This window comes from Consotaella aegiceratis, from assembly GCF_036541425.1.
In the GTDB taxonomy this organism is placed as follows: Bacteria; Pseudomonadota; Alphaproteobacteria; order Rhizobiales; family Rhizobiaceae; genus Consotaella; species Consotaella aegiceratis.
This window is the reverse complement of record NZ_JAZHFT010000010.1, coordinates 48,159-64,791: the sequence shown is the minus strand read 5'-3', so window position 1 is coordinate 64,791 and position 16,633 is coordinate 48,159. Positions and strand designations below refer to the sequence as shown.

Below are 16,633 nucleotides of genomic sequence, written 5' to 3'. Positions count from 1 at the left end.
CCACGGAAAACCATGGCCGGCGCGATTTTCGTCATCCGGCGGCGGCTTCGGCGCAGGACGCGCAGGTGCCCTTGATCTCCACCGTGGTCTTCGACGGCCGGAATTGGTTGCTCTCGGCCCAGGCCATCAGCCGATCGCGCACCACGTCGTCCGAGAACTCCCAGACCTGGCCGCAGGTCTCGCAGATGCCGAAAGCGATCATCCGCGAGGCGTGGCAGTGCGGATGCGCGCAGGCGACGAAGGCGTTGAGGCTCTCCAGCCGATGCACCAGCTCGTAGTCGAGCAGCTTGTCGAGCGCCCGATAGACCTGAAGCGGCGCGCGCAGCCCGTCGTCGCGCAGCCGGTCGAGGATGGCATAGGCGCTCAGCGGCACGCCCTCCTTGGCCAGCGCGTCCAGCACCAAGGCTTGGTTCTTGGTCAGGTGCGGATGCGGCTCGGTCATGCCTGTCTTCCTGTCATATGCCGTTTGAGCGAGGCGCGAGGCACCAGGCTCAGCAGGAACATAGCGAGTGCCGCCACGACAATCGAGGGACCCGACGGCGTGTCGAACTGCAGCGAGCCGAACAGGCCGGCGATCGCCGCGACGGCTCCGATCAGCGCGGCCATGATCGCCATGGCCTCCGGCGTCGCCGAGAAGCGACGCGCCGTCGCCGCCGGAATGATCAGCAGCGAGGTGATGAGCAGGATGCCGACGATCTTCATGGCGATGGCGATGACGAAGGCCATCAGCAACATGAAGAGGATGCGCGCCCGCTCCGGCTTCAGCCCTTCCGCCTCAGCCAGTTCGGCATCGACCGTCGAGGCCAGGAGCGGTCTCCACAGCCAGACGATGCCGGCGATCACCAGCAGGCCGCCGCCGTAAATAGCCACGATGTCGGTGCGCGAGACCGCCAGGATGTCGCCGAACAGATAGCCCATGAGATCGACCCGCACCCAGCTCATGAACGCCAGCGTGACGAGGCCGAGCGCCAGGCTCGAATGGGCGAGGATGCCAAGCAGCGAGTCGGTCGACAGCGAACCCTGCCGCTGCAGGACGATGAGGCACACGGACACCAGCGCGGCGACGACGAAGACGCAGAGCATCAGGTCGATGTCGAAGAGAAAGCCGAGCGCGATGCCGAGCAGCGCCGAATGGGCCATGGTGTCGCCGAAATAGGCCATCTTGCGCCACACGACGAAGCAGCCGAGAGGCCCCGCGATCAGGGCCACGCCAGCGCCGGCGACCATCGCGCGAATGAAGAAGTCGTCAAGCATCGCTTGCCTCGCTTTCGCGCGTCCGGCCATGCTCCGTGGCGGGACGATGATCGTGGCCATCGTCATGGACATGGCGTTCGGTGTCCTCCGCGGCGTCGAGCACCCGACCGTCGTCGAGATGAGTGTGATCGTGATGATGGTGATAGACCGCCAGCGTTTCCGCCACGCGGCTGCCGAAGAGGCGCGCATATTCCGGACTGGAGGCAACGGCCTGCGGCGTGCCGCGGCAGCAGATATGCCCGTTCAGGCAGATCACCGTATCGGTCGCCGCCATGACCAGATGGAGGTCGTGGGAGATCAGGAGCACGCCGCAGCCCGTGCGATCGCGGATCGTCTTGATCAGATCGTAGAGCGCCGCCTCCCCGATCACGTCGACGCCCTGCACCGGCTCATCGAGCACCAGCAGATCCGGTCGGCGGATCATCGCCCGCGCCAGGAGCGCGCGCTGGAATTCGCCGCCCGACAGCCGCTGCACTTCGGCCTTGGCGAGATGCGGGATTCCCACCGCCTCCAGCGCCTCCGCCACCTCCCGGCTGGAATGCCGGCTGGTCAGCGTCAGAAGCCGCTCGACGCTCAGCGGCAACGTCCAGTCGATCGCGAGCTTCTGCGGCACGTAGCCGACGCGCAGGTTCCGAGCGCGCTCGACCCTGCCCTCGCTGGCCGCGACGACACCCAGCGTGACCTTCGCCGTGGTGCTCTTGCCCGAGCCGTTGGGGCCGATCAGCGTGACGATCTCGCCACGTTCGATGTGAAGGTCGACGCCGCGCACCAGCCAGCGTCCGCTTCTTTCGACGCCGACGCCCGCAAGCTCCACCAGGTTTTCAGGCCCCATCATGGCACTATTCGCACTTCCTGCCTCAACCTGCCAACAGCAACCCACCGGCCTGCGGCTGGACACAGCGCCCCGGCACCGTCGGTGCGCCGTCGCCGCACGGCGGCTGCGTCCATGGACGTCGGCGACGCCCCTTGACCTCCTCCTATGCCAGACGTTATAGGGTTACACAACATGTGTTACTAAATAACATTTCGCATCGGAGTTTCCAGATGAAGACGTCCCTCTTGGCCCTGACGGCTGCTCTCCTTGTCGGCGTGGCACCCGTTCGCGCGGAGGATGGCCCGCATGTCGTGGCCTCGATCAAGCCGATCCATTCGTTGGTCGCCGCCGTCATGCAAGGGGTCGGCACGCCCGACCTCGTCATCGAAGGCGCCGGCTCGCCGCACGGCTACGCCTTGAAACCGTCGAATGCCAGCGCGCTTGAAGCCGCGGATGTCATCTTCTGGATGGGGCCTGACCTGGAGACGTTTCTGATCCGGCCGCTCGAGAGCCTGGCGTCAGGCGCCCGATCCGTTCCGCTGGAGGATACGCCCGGCCTCACCAAACTGCCAGCGCGCGAAGGCGGCGCCTTCGAGCCGCACGAGCATCATCACGAAGGCGAGGCCGACGAAGACGAACACGAAGAGCATCACGACGCGGATCATGACGATCATGACGAAGACCACGATCATCATGAGGCCGACGTCCATCTCTGGCTCGACCCGGCCAACGCCAAGGTGATGGTGGAGCGGATCGCCGAAACGCTCGCCACCGTGGATCCGGCCCACGCGACGACCTATGAAGCCAACGCCCAGGGCGAGGTCAAAGAGCTCGACGCGCTCATCGCCGAGACGGAGACCAAGCTCGCGCCGGTCGCCGACAAGCCGTTCATCGTCTTCCACGACGCGTATCATTCGTTCGAGAACCGCTTCGGCGTCGAGGCGGTGGGTTCGATCACGGTCAACCCGGAAACGGAGCCGGGGGCCAAGCGGATTTCCGAGATCCGCGCCAAGGTCGAGGATCTGGGCGCCGTCTGCGTCTTCGCCGAGCCGCAATTCGAACCGGCAATCGTCACCACCATCACCGACGGGACCTCGGCGCACAGCGGTGTGCTCGATCCGCTCGGCGCCGATCTCGAGCCTGGCCCGGATCTGTACGCCGAGTTGATCCGCAATCTCGCGACGTCGCTCTCCGATTGCCTGGGATCGGAGCAGTAGAAAACGGAAGTGTCATGCAAAGGGCCCGCGCGGCGTCGCGCGGGCCCTTTTGCGGTCGTCTTATGGCGTCAGCTTTGCTGAGCTCAGCTCGCGGCGACCAGCTTTCCGTCGAGCGCCATCTGGATCAGCGCACGCGTCTCGCCGATCCCGTAGAGCGCCACGAAGGAACCGAAGCGCGGCCCCCTCTCCTGCCCGATCAGGATCTGGTAGAGCGCCTGGAACCACTCCACTGAAACGCCGGGGCCGCCGCCCGGCCCCTTTTTCTTCACGTCCTGGTAGCGCTCGATCGGCCGTGCGACGTCGAGCACCGCGTTCTGGACCGCTTCGCCATCGGCACCATCGGGCAGCGATGCGAGCTTGGCGTCGAGTGCCGCCAGGGCCTCCCGCTCGACCGCGTCCGGGGCCCGGAAGGTCTTGTTCGGCTTGACGAAATCCTCGAAGTAGCGCAGCGCGTAGCCGACCAGCCGATCGAGCTCCGGATCGGTCTGCGCGGTGACGCCCGGCGCATAACGGCTGATGAAACCCCACAGCGTGCCCTTGTCGCCGGCATTGGAGGCCGAGACGAGATTGAGCAGCATGGCGAAAGGCACGGCCAGCCCATGTTCCGGCGGCTGTCCGTCGTGGATGTGCCAGACCGGATTCTGCAGCCGCTGCCGCGCATCCTGACGCTGATAGGCCGAGACGAACGCATAATAGTCGTCCACCGCCTTCGGGATGACGTCGAAATAGAGCTTCTTTGCCGTCTTCGGCTTCTGGAACATGTAGAGCGACAGGCTCTCCGGCGAGGCGTAGGTCAGCCATTCGTCGATGGTCAGACCATTGCCCTTGGACTTCGAGATCTTCTGTCCCTTGTCGTCGAGGAACAGCTCATAGTTGAAGCCCTCCGGCGGCGTCTCGCCGAGGACGCGGCAGATCTTCGACGACAGCATGACGGAGTCGATCAGGTCCTTGCCCGACATCTCGTAGTCCACGCCCAACGCCGCCCAGCGCATGGCCCAGTCCGCCTTCCACTGGCATTTGACTTGGCCGCCGGTGATCTCCGTCTCCACCCGCTCGCCGGTGTCGGGGTCGATATAGGCGATCATGCCCCGCGACACGTCGCGGTCGACCATCGGCACCTGCAGGACGATGCCGGTGCGCGGCGAGATTGGCAGGAATGGCGAATAGGTCGCGCGCCGATCGGGCCCGAGCGTCGGCAGGATGATCTCCATCACTTCGTCGTAGACCGCCAGCATCTTCAACAACGTCTCGTCGAAGCGACCGGCTAGATAGTAGTCGGTCGAGGAGGCGAACTCGTAGTCGAAGCCGAAGCGATCCAGGAAGGCGCGCAGCCGCGCGTTGTTGGCCGCGCCGAACGAGGGATACTCGTTGGAGAACGGGTCGGGAATGCGCGACAGCGGCTTGCCGAGATGGCTCATCATCATCTCGCGGTTCGGCACGTTGTCCGGCACCTTGCGCAACCCGTCCATGTCGTCGGAGAAGCACAGGAGCCGCGTCGGCACTGTGTCCTCGGTGAGGACGCGAAAGGCGTGGCGCACCATGGAGGTGCGCGCTACCTCGCCGAACGTGCCGATGTGGGGCAGGCCCGACGGGCCATAGCCGGTCTCGAACAGGATCTCTCTGCCAGTCGCGCCCTTCTCCAGCCGCGCCACCAGTTTTCGCGCCTCCTCGAACGGCCAGGCGTTCGACTGGCGAGCCTCCGCCAGCATCTCCGGAGTGATATCGAGCGGCGCGTGCCGGTCAGCGGCCATGTCGTCCTCTGCTTCGAAAGGGTTGTGACGTCCGGCGAGGCGTAATCCCTGCCGGTCCCTGCGATCCTATGGTGCGGGGATCCGCAAAGCGCGGTGGAGTTCGTCTAGGGTGCCCGGCGGGATCCGTCAACATCGATAGCCATCGCGCCTCCCTTCCGCTTCGAACTAGTCGCCCTTCTTGCCCTTCAGCTCGATCGGATGTCGTCTGGCGTTCTCATACATCTGGCGGATCGCGGCGATGTCCACGCGCGCGGGCGGCAGGCTCATCCCCATCTCGTCCATGGCATCGGCGATGATGTGCGAAATCGCCAGATTGCGAAACCACTTGTGATCGGACGGGATGACGAACCACGGCGCCCACTCGGTGCTCGTGCGCTCGATCGCCTCCTCGTAGGCCTCGATATATTGCGGCCAGAACTGGCGCTCCGAATAGTCGCTCTCGCTGATCTTCCAATGCTTGTCCGCCTCCTCCAGCCGCTTCTCGAACCGATGCAGCTGCTCGTCGGGACTGATGTGGAGGTAGAATTTCAAGATCCGCGTCCCGTTCTCGGCCAGCAGCTTCTCGAACGCGTTGATCTGGTCGAACCGCTTGGACCAGACCTCGGCTGGCGCCAGATTGCGGACCCGCACGACGAGAACGTCCTCGTAGTGCGAGCGGTTGAAGATCACCACCTCGCCGCGCGCCGGCGCCCTCATATGGGCGCGCCAGAGAAAGTCGTGCGCGAGTTCGACGGCGCTCGGCTGCTTGAACGGGACGACGACGGTGCCCTGAGGATTCATGCTGCCGAACAGATGGCGGATGGTGCCGTCCTTGCCGCCGGCATCGAGCGCCTGCAGCACTACGAGGAGCGAGCGGCGACCGTCTGCGTAGAGCAGATATTGCAGCCGCGCCATGCGCTCGACCTGTTCGGCGGTCGCGGCGGCCGCCTTGTCGCGCGAGTGGTGCTCGTCCTTGAAGCCGGAATCGATCTCCGGCAGATGCAGTTTCGATCCCGGCTTCACGAGGAATTTCTTACTGTAGTTCATGGCTCTTCCCGCACGCGTTTCGACAGACATCTCGCTATCAACGCTTTTGGGGCAAGAGGTGGTTGCCGAGGAAAGTCGCCGTGTGGGCCGAGGCGGTCTTGTGACGGCCGCCGCCCGTCCCTAGCTTGCTGCCAGGCAACACGGAAAAGCCCAGCGACAAGGCAGGAAGGACCCGCGCACGATGACCACCCCGACGACGGTCGAGATCAGCCCTCAGGAAGCCCTGATCCATCTCATGGCGGCGATGGCGGCGGCCGACGAGGCCATTCGCGACAGCGAGCTGCGCCAGATCGGCCTGATCCTGCAGACGCTGCCGGTCTTCGATGGCTTCGACCTGGCGCGGATCAAAACCATCGCCGCCGACATCACCCGGATCCTCGACACCGAGGACGGTATCGACACGGTCATTGAGCACGTGCGCACCGTCGTGCCGCCGAAGTTCCACGAAACGGCCTATGCGCTTGCGGTCGAGATCGCCGCTTCGGACCTTTTCGCCCATCAGAGCGAACTGCGCTTCCTGCAGATGGTCCGCGACGCGCTCGATCTCGATCCTTTGGTCACTGCCGCGATCGAGCGCAGCGCTCGCCTCCGCTATCGGCGGCCGTAGGCGAGTATCGGCCGCAGCAATCGGGCGCGTTCGTGTCTAGAATGCGCTGACGGGGAAATAGCGCAGCATCAGCTCGGAAAATCGGCCGCTCGCCACCACGCGGCCGATCGCATAGTCGAGAGCGTCCACCAGGGCCGCGTCGCCGAGCGGAACCGCGATCGCCAGCCCTTCCCCGAGATAACGATCCGACAGATACGGGCCGCCGGCAAACGTACAGCAATCGTCCGCGTCGTTGCTGGACAGCCAGAAGGAGAGGTCCACGCCGTCGCCGAAGAAGGCATCGGCCTCGCCTGACTTCAACGCGGCGAGCGCCAGCCCCCGCGAGGCGTAAGGCTGCCGGGTCAATTGCGGGAAGAAGGCCGCCGCCATGGCCTCGTGAGCGCTGTTGCGCACCACGGCCACCTTGTGCCCCTGCAGCGACTGACCCAGTGGCTCGGCGAAGCTCTCGTCCTTTCGCGTTACGAAGCGCGCAGGAAACCGGAAATAGGGCTCGGTGAAAGCGAAGCTGCGGCGATTGTCAGGCGTGATCGCCAAGCCGGCGATGATCGCATCGCCTTCCCGCTCCTGGATCGACGGCACGAGATCACGAAACGGCATCGCCTCGATCTGGCACCGGTCGGCAATGTCCAGTTCGGCGCAGATCGCGCGCACCAGATCGACATGGAATCCCGCCAGCCGGCCCCGCTCGTCGAGGAAGTTGAACGGCGGAAAATCGACGCTGGTCAGGAAGCGCAGGCGCGTGCGATCAGCCAGCGAGGGCGCTACACGGCGCTGATGCTGATCCCAGAAATTCGGTATCGCCACGCTCTCCGCGATCGCGGGGGGCACGGCCAGCAAGACAGAAATCGCCAAAAGGATGCATCGATACAATCTCAACGCGAGAAATTCTCCCTTTGGTTAGTTTTCCTTACCATCATTCTACCCAACGATAGATTGAAACCGGCCGGCGGACCGGAAACACCGATTGTATTCATAGGGTGTCGTGGGTGTCCGTCGATTTCTCTTTGCCCCGGTCTGACCACGCCGCGCCGTCAGGTCAAGCGGTTATCATCTCCGTCGACTTTCCCGCGCCGCCGCGAAGCCGTTCACACACCCCGCCCGGCAATGCTCTGCCCGCCGGTCCGGCCCGCCGTCCGGTCTCCATCCATGACGTTCTGACGGCTGCCCGGATTCCCCAAGCCGCGTACGACATCGCCGTCACTCTTGCCCGGTTGCGGGGCACCGCTGCGACGCGCGAGTTGATCGGCGGCCGTGTGGTACGTGAGGCCGACCTGGCACGGGCGATGGCCGATTGCCTTGGTGTGAGGGTCGGCGGCATCGAACCCGTCGACCTGATCGTAGAAGACGGGCTGCGGCTGACGCGCCACGGACCGGTCAGGATCGTCCAGACCTGCAATGCGGCCATGGAAGCCAAGTTCGTGGTCCCGGCCGGACTGGAAAACCTTGCGGCGGTCGGCGCTTTCATCGAAGGAATGCCCAGTGCGGCGCGGCTGGTCAGGATCGGACAGGCTTCCGAGATCGACGCGTGCCTGGCGGAGCGAAGCGCCGCGACGCGAGCCGATCAAGCCCGCCTCAGCCTCGCCTTGGACCGGCCCGAGTGGTCCGCGCGCCAGGTGATGACCCCCTCGCAGGGCTTCTGTGCGGCAACCATCGTATGGGCGATGCTCGCCGCCGTGATTTTGGCGCCCTTCGCCCTGTTGCGGACTTTGCATACGGCTTCGGCACTCCTCTACTTCGGGTGCGTCCTGATCCGAGTGCTGGCGCTGATGCACCGCTCCCGTAGATCGGGCCGTGCGGAGGCCGACGCCGCTCGTGCTCCCGGCGGGACCCTGCCCGTTTATTCGGTGCTGGTGGCGCTGCACCGGGAACGCACCGTGGTGGGCCAGCTCGTCCAGGCGCTCGACCGGCTCGACTGGCCGCGCCCGAAGCTGGAGGTCATGCTCGTCTGCGAGGCCGACGACATCGCCACGATCGCGGCCGCCGAACGCGCCATCGCTGGCCGGCCGGGCTTCGTGATCGTGCGCGTACCGCCGTCGCAGCCCCGGACGAAGCCAAAGGCTCTGAATTTTGCTCTTCCCCTGTGCACCGGCGACTATGTGGTGCTTTACGATGCGGAAGACCGCCCCGATCCCTGCCAGTTGCGGCAGGCCCATGCCGCCTTCCTGCGCGGCGGCTCCGAACTCGCCTGCGTCCAGGCGCCGCTCGTCATTCGAAACGGCGAGAAGAACTGGCGCACGGGGCTGTTCGCGCTGGAATATGCGGCACTGTTTCGCGGCCTGCTGCCTTGGCTCGCCGACCACGGCCTGCCGATCACGCTGGGCGGCACGTCCAATCACTTCCGCCGCGACCGGCTGGTCGAAGTCGGCGCCTGGGACAGCCACAACGTGACCGAGGACGCCGATCTCGGCATGCGGCTGTGCCGTCACGGCTATCGCATCGGCATCATCGAGGCCGGCACGAGCGAAGAGGCGCCGGAGCGCTGGGTCGACTGGCGCAATCAGCGCACCCGCTGGATGAAGGGCTGGATGGTCACCTGGCTGGTGCACATGCGCAATCCCGCCCGATTGTTCCAGGACTTGGGCCCGATCGGCTTCCTCTGCTTCCAGGTGCTGTTCTTCGGCATGATCGCCTCGACGATCGCCCAGCCGTTCTTTTTCGCGTTTCTGGCGCTCACGGCCTGGTCGCTCACGCGCGATGCCGGGCTGCCGCCGTTCACGATCGTCCTGCTTACGGTCGACTCGATCAACATCGTTTTTGGGGTCGCGGCCTTCGCGGCCCTGGCGCTGAAGGCTCTCACCCCGGAGGAGCGCCGCATCCTGCCGAAATGGCTGTGGCTGGTCCACGCCTATTGGCTGGCGATCAGCTTCACCGCCTTCCGCGCCCTCGGCCAGCTCTTCCACGCCCCGCACCATTGGGAAAAGACGCCGCACGGGGCCGATGCGAAGGTGGAATGAGGACGACTAGGCCGCGCTAGCCTATTCGCGTTGACGTCGTTATTTGCACAGACCGAGTTGACGATGATGAATATGCTTGTGGAATAGGGAACTGGAAAAGGTCAAGCAAGGATCTACAGCAATGCTCGCCCGCATGTCGATCGCCGCCATTGCAGTCGGATTGAATGTCGTTGCAGCGATGTCGCAGGAAGGATCCGGTTCCTCTTCGGGGGAGGAAAGAGCAGATCAACATCAGCAGCAAGAGGTAATCCGCCCGAGGGAGACGTCAGCGCAACCACGGGGTCCTCAACCTCCACACATACCGGCTCGGCCTGTTCGCTTCGATCCCCTCAGTTGTACCGAAACGCCGACGCGGCGGGATGCCAGCCTTTGCGCTCAGTGGCGCGCCGCGGACGCAGCTAAGCAATCGGCTAAATATGCATGGTGGTCGGTGGTGAGCGCAGCACTCTTTGCGTTGGCTCTCGTACCTGCTTGGTGGGCCAATTGGATCGCCAAAAACAATGGTCACAAACAGCTACGAGCATATCTCGGTTGCGACGAAATTGAGCTCATAGCCGGTGGCCTGAATGGCCCCTACGTACGAATGCCGGTCAGGAATTTTGGGCAAACGCCCGCCTATTCGGTCACAGTCAGATCCCAACCTATCTTCGATGGCGAACCGATAACACCTAATTTCCACTCACATGGTTTCGGCATCATCGATCCCGGCGCTGCCCCGCCAGGTATAGTGGAGCTTCCTGACATCAGCTTGATAGATTTGAAAAAAGAAGACAAGCCTCACCTTAAAATCAAGACCGAAATATATTATCAGGATATATATCAAAAATACTGGATTCGATAGGCTATATACTTCTTTAGCTCCAGTATTTTATCGGAAGAAGAAAAATTGAGACTATACGTCGTACCAAATTCTGCTATTGAATACGCCAGTAACCGTCAAAGCATTTCTAAATTTGACTGACTATATCAGTCCTTGAGATTCCACTCAGCCGTCGGCAACGTGTGAACTCCCTTTCTCACACCGCCTGCCCGCACGCCCTTCTGAAGCGGCGCACCGTCTCGGCCATGCCGTATTCCAGCGCGTCGGCGGTCAGGCCGTGGCCGATCGAGACCTCGGCCAAGTCGGCAATGCGCGCGATCAGCGCCGGGAGATTGGCGACGGTCAGGTCGTGGCCGGCGTTGACGGCAAGGCCCGTTGCGCGCGCCGCGTCGGCTGCCGCCTGAAGCCGGACCAGTTCGCGTTGCGCGGCTGCCGGATCGTCGTGCGTGCCGCCATAGGGGCCGGTGTAGAATTCGACGCGGTCGGCGCCCGTCGCTGCGGCCGCCTCCATCGCCTCCGGTTCGGGATCGGCGAATAGCGAGACCCGCGCGCCTTGCTCGCGAAGGCGCTGAACGATCGGCTTCAAATCCTTCATCCGGCTTGCGAAATCCCATCCATGATCCGATGTGGGCTGGGATGGATCGTCGGGCACCAGCGTCACCTGCTCCGGCTTCGCCTCGGCGACCAGGGCGAGAAAATCCTCGGTCGGGTTGCCCTCGATGTTGAACTCCGCGTGCGGAAACTCCTCGTCGATCAGCCGGCGGAGATCGGCCAGGTCGGAAAAGCGGATGTGGCGCTGATCGGGCCGCGGATGCACGGTCAGGCCGTGGGCACCGGCGGCAAGAGCGATGCGCCCGAGGCCGACGACGCTCGGCCACGGCAAATCGCGGCGGTTGCGCAGCAACGCGACGGCGTTGAGATTGACCGAAAGCTGTGTCGGCATGGGACCCTCGGCGGCGAAAAGCGGAGTCGGTTCTGGGTAAGAGAGGCACGTCTTAGCAATCTGCTCGAAGCGGGGCCAGTCTGATCCGCCCACCGCTTCCGCTTCGTCATCCTCGGGCCCCGTCCCGAGGATCCAGATTTCGAGGCAGTCTGCTCCATGCTGCCCCGAAACAGCGGAGTCGCGCCTGGGGCTTATACCGCACTTCCAGTGCGCTGGATTCCCGGCACCGCGGCCGGGAATGACGCAGTTTCGACCGCAGCACCCGGAGCGTCAGGGCGGCATAAGGTGAAGCAGTGAAGCCCTTTGCCTGGGCCGCACCCGCCAGGACAATTCCGTCCTCGGATCTCTACCGCACGATGGTCAGCTGTTCGGCGGCGCGGGTGATCGCGGTATAGAGCCAGCGCTCGCGCATATCCTTGAACGCCCAGCTCTCGTCGAACAGCATGACGTTCGACCACTGGGAGCCCTGCGCCTTGTGCACCGTCAGCGCATAGCCGAAGTCGAAATCGTCGAAGCGCTTCTTGGTGGCCCAAGGGATTTCCGCGTCCGGGTCTTCGAACGCCGCCTTCAGCAGCCGCACCTTGGCCGCGCCTTGGTCGATGTCGTCGTCGTCCGGCGAGACGATCAGATTGACGCCCGGCTTGGTCGTCTCGCGCGAGGCGGTCATCACCTTCCACAGCGAGCCGTTGAGCAGGCCCTTGGCCGGATCGTTGCGCAAGCACACCAGCTTGTCGCCCGACTGCGGCAGGACGCTCTCAAAACCCTTCAGCTCGCGCAGCCGCGCGTTGTAGCGCCGCCGGGTGCGGTTGGTGCCGACCAGCACCTGGTCGGCGGCCACGACCTCTTCCGTCTCCACGTCGCGGCGGCCGATCACCCGCGCCCTGCCCCAGTCGCCGTAGCTCAGTTCGCCGCCCTCGCGCACCTGGCGCGCCAGTTCGACGATCGGATTGTCGAGCGCCTGACGATGAATCTCGGTGAGCAGGATGTCGGGCTCGGCATCGGTGAAGAAGCCTCCGCCGGAGACCGGCGGCAGCTGGCCGGGATCGCCCAGCACCAACACGGGGGTGCCGAAAGACAGCAGGTCGCGCCCCAGCGCCTCGTCGACCATCGAGCATTCGTCGACGATGATCAGGTCGGCTTTGGCCACCGGGCTCTGGCGGTTGAGCGAGAAGGTTGGAGAGACGCGCGAGGTGCCGGTCGTCTCGTCTTCCACCGTCTCCTCGCCACGCGGGCGGTAGATCAGCGAATGCAGCGTGCGGGCGTTCTTGGCGCCGCGCGACCGCAGCACTTGCGCCGCCTTGCCGGTGAAGGCGGCAAACTGCACCGGCCCGTCGAGATCCTCGGCGAAGTGCCGCGCCAATGTGGTCTTGCCGGTGCCGGCATAGCCGAACAGACGGAAGATCAACCGATCGCGGCGCTTCAGCCAGCCTGCGACGGCCTTCAACGCCTCGTCCTGTTGCGGAGAAAACTTCACTCGCTCTCGTCTCCAGACGGCACGGCCGCACGCCGCGACTCGGGGCAAAAGGTGAACATCTGTCCTGCCACGTCAGCGGCCAAAACGCCACCCACCGACGACCACCCAGGCGCCCGACGGAAGACGAAACACGGATGCAGTTGCACCACGAGAAAAGGCCGCTACCTTGCACCGATGCTCAATCGCCTACTGAAGCCCCTGGCCTGGACATCCCTTCTGGCCATCGTGTTCGTCACGATCTCGCCGATCGGCCTTCGGCCGCCCGATCCCCTGCCGGTCAACCTCGATCGCGCGGCGGCCTTCGCCGTCATGGCGGTGCTGTTCACCGTCGCCTATCCTCGCCACGTGGTCCGGTGCGCCATCGCGCTGATCCTCGGGGCGGGCTCGATCGAGCTCCTGCAGTTTCTGTCCCCGACACGCCATGCCCATCTCGACGATGCGGTCGTCAAGGCCTGCGGCGCGCTCGCGGGCGTCCTGGCGGGCTGGGCCTTCAACATCGTCAGAGCCCGGCGCCTGATCCCGCGCCAGCAGCATCTCCGCTAGGCGGATCGCTCAGCGCAGCATCGGCAGGATGGTGGCGACGAGCAGCAGCCCCATGACGGCGTTGAAGATCCTCAGGCGCCCGGGATTGCTGAGAAACCGCCGCACCGCCAGGCCGAAGCCGGTCCAGGTCGTGACGCTGAGGCAGGAGATCACGGCGAAGACGCCGGCGATCGAGACTGCCGAGGCCAGCGGATGAAGGACGTCGGCGTGGGCCGCCGTCACCGCCAGCCCGGCGCCGATCGCCTTCGGATTGATCCATTGGAACGCCGCGGCCTGCCAGAACGTCAGGGGTCGCGCCATCTGATCCGCTTCGCCGATGGCGCCCGAGAAGGCGATCCGCCAAGCGAGATAGAGCATATAGAGCCCGGCCGCGATCTTCAGCGCCAGCGCCAGCGTCGGCATCGTATGAAGGAGCGCGCCGAGGCCGAGCCCGACGGCCAGCATCATCATGGCAAAGCCGGCGACGATGCCCGCCATGTGGGGAACCGTGCGAACGAAGCCGAAATTGACGCCGGAGGTCATCAGCATGACGTTGTTGGGTCCGGGCGTCATCGACACCGCGAGCGCGAAGAGAAACACGCCGAGAAGGGCGTCGGCTGTCATCGGACTCCTTACTTGCCAAACCGGCAGCACTCCCGACCGGGCAGGCCGGGGCGTATCGGACCTCTTTTCAGGTCGGGAAAAGCGACGTCGTGGCGCCCTCTACATGCCGTCCTTGCCGCGAGTGAGCGCGGCGACGCCGGTGCGGCAGAGTTCGACCAGACCCAGCGGCGCCATGATGGCAATGAACTGGTCCACCTTCGAGACGCGCCCGGTGATCTGGAAGACGAAATGTTCGGTCGTCGCGTCGACCACCTCGGCCTTGAACGCATCGGCGAGACGCAGCGCCTCCAGCCGGTCGGCGCCGGCTCCCACCACCTTGATCAGCGCCAGTTCGCGCTCCAGCGAGGCCTCCTGGCCGAGGGCGCGCGCCGCGATGGTCAGGTCCACCACGCGATGCACCGGCACGATCCGCTCAAGCTGGCTCTTGATCTGCTCGATCACATGCGGCGTGCCGTTGGTGACCACGGTGATACGCGACAGATGCTTCTCGTGCTCGGTCTCGGTGACCGTCAGGCTTTCGATGTTGTAGCCGCGCCCCGAGAACAGGCCGATGACGCGGGCCAGGACGCCCGGCTCGTTGTCGACCAGCACCGCAAGCGTGCGCCGCTCGCTCTGCTCTTTCTCGTCGGTGATGAAATAGGCCGAGGCCGGCGGTTGAAGTTGGGTGTTCATAGGTGAATCCTAACAGGTAGCAAGAGGTCAGCACTGACGCTCGTCATCCCGGCCTTGAGCTGGGATGACGAAGCAGGGCGGGCGCTGGCCCCTACACCAACAGGCGGCCCTTGGCGTCGATGGCGTTGGCGACCGCCTCGTCCGTCGCCTCGTCGGGCAGCAGGATCTCGTTATGCGCCTTGCCGGACGGGATCATCGGGAAGCAGTTCGCCAGATTGGCCACGTGGCAGTCGAACAGCACCGGCTTGTCGACCGAGATCATCTCCTCGATCGCGTCGTCCAGTTTGTCGGGCTTGTGGGCGCGAATGCCGACGCCGCCGAAGGCCTCCGCCAGCTTCACGAAGTCCGGCAGCGCCTCGCAATAGGAATGCGACAGGCGGTTGCCGTGCAACAGCTGCTGCCACTGGCGCACCATACCCATATACTGGTTGTTCAGGATGAAGATCTTGATCGGCGCGTTGTGCTGCACCGCGGCCGACATCTCCTGGATCGTCATCTGCACGGAGGCATCCCCGGCGATATCGATGACCAGCGCGTCCGGATGCGCGATCTGCACGCCCAACGCTGCAGGCAGGCCGTAGCCCATCGTGCCGGCGCCGCCCGAGGTCATCCAGCGGTTCGGCTCCTCGAAGCCGAAGAACTGCGCCGCCCACATCTGATGCTGGCCCACCTCGGTGGTGATGTAGGTGTCGCGGCCCTTGGTCAGCGCATAGAGCCGCTGGATCGCGTATTGCGGCATGATGACGTCGCCGTTCGACCGATAGGCCAGACAGTTGCGCGCCCGCCAGCGCTCGATCTGCTCCCACCAGTCCTCCAGCGCCCGGCGGTCAGTTTGACGCTTCTCCTCCTTCCAGATCCGCACGAGGTCCGCCAGGACGTGTGCGACGTCGCCGATGATCGGCAGATCGACATGCACGGTCTTGTTGATCGACGAAGGGTCGATGTCGATGTGGATCTTGCGCGAGCCCGGCGAGAATGCGTCGAGCCGGCCGGTGATGCGGTCGTCGAAGCGGGCGCCGATGCAGATCATGACGTCGCACTGGTGCATCGCCATGTTCGCCTCGTAGGTTCCGTGCATGCCCAGCATGCCCAGCCAGGCGTCGCCGGAGGCCGGATAGGCGCCCAGCCCCATCAGGGTCGAGGTGATGGGCACGCCCGTCAAGCCGACCAGCTCGCGCAGCAGCCGGCTCGCCTCGGGGCCGGAATTGACGACGCCGCCGCCGGTATAGAAGATCGGCCGCTTGGCGCCCGCGATCATCTCGACGGCCGCGCGGACGCGCTCGATCTCAGGCGACAGGCGCGGCTGATAGCTTTGATGGCGGAGCGTGGGCGGCGGCGGCGTATAGACGCCGGTGGCGAACTGGATGTCCTTCGGAACGTCGACCAGCACCGGGCCGGGCCGACCGGAGGTCGCGACATAGAACGCCTCGTGCAGGATGCGCGGCAGCTCCTCGATCGATTTGACCAGCCAGTTGTGCTTGGTGCAGGGCCGGGTGATGCCGACCGTGTCGGCTTCCTGGAAGGCGTCCGTGCCGATCAGCGTGGTCGGAACCTGGCCCGAAATGCACACCAGCGGGATCGAATCCATCAGCGCGTCCTGCAGCGGCGTCACCGCATTGGTCGCGCCCGGACCGGAGGTCACCAGCATGACGCCGGCCCGGCCGGTCGAGCGGGCATAGCCTTCCGCGGCGTGGCCGGCGCCCTGTTCATGGCGCACCAGGATGTGCTGGACATCCTCCTGCTGGAACAGCGCGTCGTAAATCGGGAGCACCGCGCCGCCGGGATAGCCGAACAGATGCTCGACGCCGTTGTCCTTCAGCGCCCGAACCACCATCTCGGCGCCGGTCATCTCTTCCTGCAGCGTATCCGCCTTGGGCTGCGGCGCGATTGTCGAACTGGTGTCCATCGTGATGTTCCGATCTCGTTTCCTCTGCGGGTCCGCTTGCAGGCGGCTC

General features: G+C 64.9%; 16 protein-coding genes. 5 read left to right on the top strand and 11 right to left on the bottom strand.

Features of this window, described 5'->3' with window-relative positions; all coding sequences use genetic code 11:
* Positions 1-31 precede the first annotated feature (31 nt).
* Genes SMD10_RS09290 through SMD10_RS09280 form a run of 3 tightly spaced genes read right to left on the bottom strand, consistent with a single transcriptional unit; the run spans position 32 to position 2,089 of the window.
* On the bottom strand, positions 32-442 hold the full coding sequence (locus SMD10_RS09290; protein ID WP_331685405.1) for a Fur family transcriptional regulator: 411 nt from the start codon (positions 440-442) through the stop codon (positions 32-34).
* Positions 439-1,320 carry a zinc ABC transporter permease subunit ZnuB gene (znuB, locus tag SMD10_RS09285; RefSeq protein WP_432757217.1) on the bottom strand — a complete coding sequence of 294 codons (882 nt, stop codon included), beginning with the start codon at positions 1,318-1,320 and terminating at the stop codon, positions 439-441. The genes SMD10_RS09290 and znuB overlap by 4 nt, the downstream gene beginning before the upstream one ends.
* Positions 1,247-2,089: a metal ABC transporter ATP-binding protein gene (locus SMD10_RS09280; RefSeq protein WP_331685403.1), complete on the bottom strand. Its 843-nt coding sequence runs from the start codon at positions 2,087-2,089 to the stop codon at positions 1,247-1,249. Before SMD10_RS09280 ends, znuB begins: the two co-directional genes overlap by 74 nt.
* A gap of 209 nt (positions 2,090-2,298) precedes the next feature.
* On the opposite strand from SMD10_RS09280, the gene SMD10_RS09275 reads away from it, so the two are divergent.
* Positions 2,299-3,285, top strand: coding sequence for a zinc ABC transporter substrate-binding protein (locus SMD10_RS09275; RefSeq protein WP_331685402.1), 987 nt, complete (start codon positions 2,299-2,301; stop codon positions 3,283-3,285).
* An 83-nt stretch (positions 3,286-3,368) separates the two neighbouring features.
* On the opposite strand, the gene SMD10_RS09270 is transcribed toward SMD10_RS09275, so the two are convergent.
* Both SMD10_RS09270 and SMD10_RS09265 read right to left on the bottom strand, forming a co-directional pair.
* Complete coding sequence (locus SMD10_RS09270; protein ID WP_331685401.1) at positions 3,369-5,036, bottom strand: lysine--tRNA ligase; 1,668 nt, start codon at positions 5,034-5,036, stop codon at positions 3,369-3,371.
* A 165-nt stretch (positions 5,037-5,201) separates the two neighbouring features.
* Positions 5,202-6,062, bottom strand: a complete 861-nt coding sequence (locus tag SMD10_RS09265; RefSeq protein WP_331685400.1) for a polyphosphate kinase 2 family protein — start codon at positions 6,060-6,062, stop codon at positions 5,202-5,204.
* Between the two features lie 181 nt (positions 6,063-6,243).
* Between SMD10_RS09265 and SMD10_RS09260 the strand changes: the two genes are divergently transcribed.
* Complete coding sequence (locus SMD10_RS09260; RefSeq protein WP_331685399.1) at positions 6,244-6,669, top strand: tellurite resistance TerB family protein; 426 nt, start codon at positions 6,244-6,246, stop codon at positions 6,667-6,669.
* Between the two features lie 36 nt (positions 6,670-6,705).
* Here SMD10_RS09260 and SMD10_RS09255 read toward each other — a convergent pair whose 3' ends face one another.
* Complete coding sequence (locus SMD10_RS09255; RefSeq protein WP_331685398.1) at positions 6,706-7,521, bottom strand: transporter substrate-binding domain-containing protein; 816 nt, start codon at positions 7,519-7,521, stop codon at positions 6,706-6,708.
* Between the two features lie 152 nt (positions 7,522-7,673).
* On the opposite strand from SMD10_RS09255, the gene SMD10_RS09250 reads away from it, so the two are divergent.
* Positions 7,674-9,623, top strand: a complete 1,950-nt coding sequence (locus SMD10_RS09250) for a glycosyltransferase family 2 protein (RefSeq protein ID WP_331685397.1) — start codon at positions 7,674-7,676, stop codon at positions 9,621-9,623.
* 121 nt (positions 9,624-9,744) lie between these two features.
* Positions 9,745-10,464, top strand: coding sequence for a hypothetical protein (locus tag SMD10_RS09245; protein ID WP_331685396.1), 720 nt, complete (start codon positions 9,745-9,747; stop codon positions 10,462-10,464).
* A 175-nt stretch (positions 10,465-10,639) separates the two neighbouring features.
* Here SMD10_RS09245 and SMD10_RS09240 read toward each other — a convergent pair whose 3' ends face one another.
* Together SMD10_RS09240 and SMD10_RS09235 are read right to left on the bottom strand one after the other, a co-directional pair.
* Positions 10,640-11,386 (bottom strand): pyridoxine 5'-phosphate synthase, encoded by a 747-nt coding sequence (locus SMD10_RS09240; RefSeq protein ID WP_331685395.1) that lies wholly within the window; start codon positions 11,384-11,386, stop codon positions 10,640-10,642.
* A gap of 346 nt (positions 11,387-11,732) precedes the next feature.
* Positions 11,733-12,860, bottom strand: a complete 1,128-nt coding sequence (locus tag SMD10_RS09235) for an ATP-dependent DNA helicase (protein ID WP_331685394.1) — start codon at positions 12,858-12,860, stop codon at positions 11,733-11,735.
* 174 nt (positions 12,861-13,034) lie between these two features.
* Between SMD10_RS09235 and SMD10_RS09230 the strand changes: the two genes are divergently transcribed.
* Positions 13,035-13,403: a VanZ family protein gene (locus tag SMD10_RS09230; protein WP_331685393.1), complete on the top strand. Its 369-nt coding sequence runs from the start codon at positions 13,035-13,037 to the stop codon at positions 13,401-13,403.
* Between the two features lie 9 nt (positions 13,404-13,412).
* Here SMD10_RS09230 and SMD10_RS09225 read toward each other — a convergent pair whose 3' ends face one another.
* The 3 genes from SMD10_RS09225 to SMD10_RS09215 form a co-directional block, all read right to left on the bottom strand.
* Positions 13,413-14,006 (bottom strand): LysE family translocator, encoded by a 594-nt coding sequence (locus SMD10_RS09225; protein WP_331685392.1) that lies wholly within the window; start codon positions 14,004-14,006, stop codon positions 13,413-13,415.
* A gap of 99 nt (positions 14,007-14,105) precedes the next feature.
* Positions 14,106-14,678, bottom strand: coding sequence for an acetolactate synthase small subunit (gene ilvN / locus SMD10_RS09220; RefSeq protein ID WP_331685391.1), 573 nt, complete (start codon positions 14,676-14,678; stop codon positions 14,106-14,108).
* 91 nt (positions 14,679-14,769) lie between these two features.
* Positions 14,770-16,527, bottom strand: coding sequence for an acetolactate synthase 3 large subunit (locus tag SMD10_RS09215; protein WP_432757216.1), 1,758 nt, complete (start codon positions 16,525-16,527; stop codon positions 14,770-14,772).
* Between the last annotated feature and the right edge of the window lie 106 nt (positions 16,528-16,633).